Genomic DNA, 2,217 nt, shown 5'->3' with positions numbered 1-2,217 from the left:
GCGGCACCGTCGGGCGAATACCGCGCCAGCCACGCATCGCCGTCGGTACGCAAGTTCGCGCGCGAACTCGGCGTCGAAGTCGCGCGCGTGCAGGGCTCGGGTCCGAAGGGCCGCATCACGAAGGAAGACGTCACGGGCTTCGTGAAGGGCGTGATGACCGGCCAGCGCGCGGCACCGGGCGCGGCAGCCGCGCCGGCAGGCGGCGGCGAGCTGAACCTGCTGCCGTGGCCGAAGGTCGACTTCTCGAAGTTCGGCCCGTTCGAAGCGAAGCCGCTGTCGCGCATCAAGAAGATCTCGGGCGCGAACCTGCATCGCAACTGGGTGATGATCCCGCACGTCACGAACAACGACGAAGCGGACATCACCGAGCTCGAAGCGCTGCGCGTGCAGCTGAACAAGGAGCACGAAAAGGCGGGCGTGAAGTTCACGATGCTCGCGTTCGTGATCAAGGCGGTGGTGGCCGCGCTGAAGAAATTCCCGACCTTCAACGCGAGCCTCGACGGCGACAACCTGGTGTTCAAGCAGTACTACCACATCGGGTTCGCGGCCGACACGCCGAACGGTCTGGTCGTGCCGGTGATCCGCGATGCGGACAAGAAGGGCCTCGTCGACATCGCGAAGGAAATGGCCGAGCTGTCGAAGGCCGCGCGCGACGGCAAGCTCAAGCCCGATCAGATGCAGGGTGGCTGCTTCTCGATCTCGTCGCTCGGCGGGATCGGCGGCACGCACTTCACGCCGATCATCAACGCGCCGGAAGTGGCGATCCTCGGGTTGTCGCGCGGGCAGATGAAGCCGGTGTGGGACGGCAAGCAGTTCGTGCCGCGGTTGACGATGCCGCTTTCCCTGGCGTTCGATCATCGCGTGATCGATGGCGCCGAAGCCGCGCGGTTCAATGCTTATCTTGGCGCGTTGCTCGCGGATTTCCGTCGCATCATTCTTTGATGAGAAGAGGGGCTCGCGGGGGCGTGCGTTTTTGTCGGTGCGCCCCGTACTGTCGTTGAACCTGTTTTGCATACGGTCTGCTAGCGTCGCCCCTGCGCGGGGCGGCGGTTACTTTTCTTTGTCTTCCAAAGAAAAGTAACCAAAAGAAAGGCGCGTCCTTGGGCGGACAGCAAAGGTGGTTCTGCCCAGGTTCGCGTTCTCTTGTCAGGCCGTGGCCGGTTCATCGTGCGAGTTTCCATTCCCTCTCTCCGTAGCCAACAAGAAGGGGACGTACATGAGTCTCATCGAAGTCAAAGTTCCAGATATCGGCGATTTCAACGGCATCGATGTCATCGAAGTCAACATCAAACCCGGCGATGTGATCGAAAAAGAGCAAACGCTCCTCACGCTCGAATCCGATAAGGCATCCATGGAAGTGCCCAGCCACATCGCAGGCACCATCAAGGAAATCAAAGTCAAAGCCGGCGACAAAGTCTCCCAAGGCACCGTGATCGCACTCGTCGAAGCGTCCGCAAACGCCACCGCACCGGCGAAAGCACCAGAGCCCGCCAAGCCCGTCGCGGCCGCGGCACCGGCAGCGGCTCCGGCACAGGCCGCAGCCGCTGCCGCTCCGGCGCCGCAAGCCGGCAGCTACGGCGGCTCAGCCGACATCGAGTGCGACATGCTCGTGCTCGGCGCCGGCCCCGGCGGCTACTCGGCCGCGTTCCGCGCCGCCGACCTCGGCATGAAGACGGTGCTCGTCGAACGCTATTCGACACTCGGCGGCGTATGCCTGAACGTCGGCTGCATCCCGTCGAAAGCGCTGCTGCACACGGCGCTGGTCGTCGAGGAAGCCGCAGCGCTCGCGTCGCACGGCATCACGTTCGGCAAGCCCCAAGTCGACCTCGACAAGCTGCGCGACTTCAAGGGCGGCGTCGTCAAGAAGCTGACCAGCGGCCTCGCCGGCATGGCGAGGGCGCGTAAGGTCGAAGTCGTGACCGGCATCGGCGCATTCGTCGACCCGTTCCACATGGAAGTGCAGGGCGACAACGACAAGAAGATCGTCAAGTTCAAGCAGGCCATCATCGCCGCCGGCTCTCAAGCAGTGAAGCTGCCGTTCATGCCGGAAGACCCGCGCGTCGTCGATTCGACCGGTGCACTCGAGCTGCGCCAGCTGCCCAAGCGGATGCTCGTGATCGGCGGCGGCATCATCGGCCTCGAAATGGCGACGGTGTACTCGACGCTCGGCGCCGAGATCGACGTCGTCGAAATGATGGACGGCCTGATGATGGGCGC

General features: G+C 63.9%; 2 protein-coding genes. Both read left to right on the top strand.

The window, feature by feature from the left end; genetic code table 11:
• The coding region (locus tag ABY44_RS37645; protein ID WP_431643558.1) for a dihydrolipoyllysine-residue acetyltransferase at positions 1–942 on the top strand (942 nt) is incomplete at its 5' end.
• 274 nt (positions 943–1,216) lie between these two features.
• On the top strand, positions 1,217–2,217 hold a 1,001-nt coding region (locus ABY44_RS37640), incomplete at its 3' end, for an FAD-dependent oxidoreductase (protein ID WP_431643557.1).

Source organism: Burkholderia sp. ZZQ-2 (assembly GCF_050768715.1).
Taxonomy (GTDB): domain Bacteria; phylum Pseudomonadota; class Gammaproteobacteria; order Burkholderiales; family Burkholderiaceae; genus Burkholderia; species Burkholderia cepacia.
The sequence above is the reverse complement of the archived record's forward strand: the minus strand, read 5'-3'. Positions and strand labels throughout refer to the sequence as shown.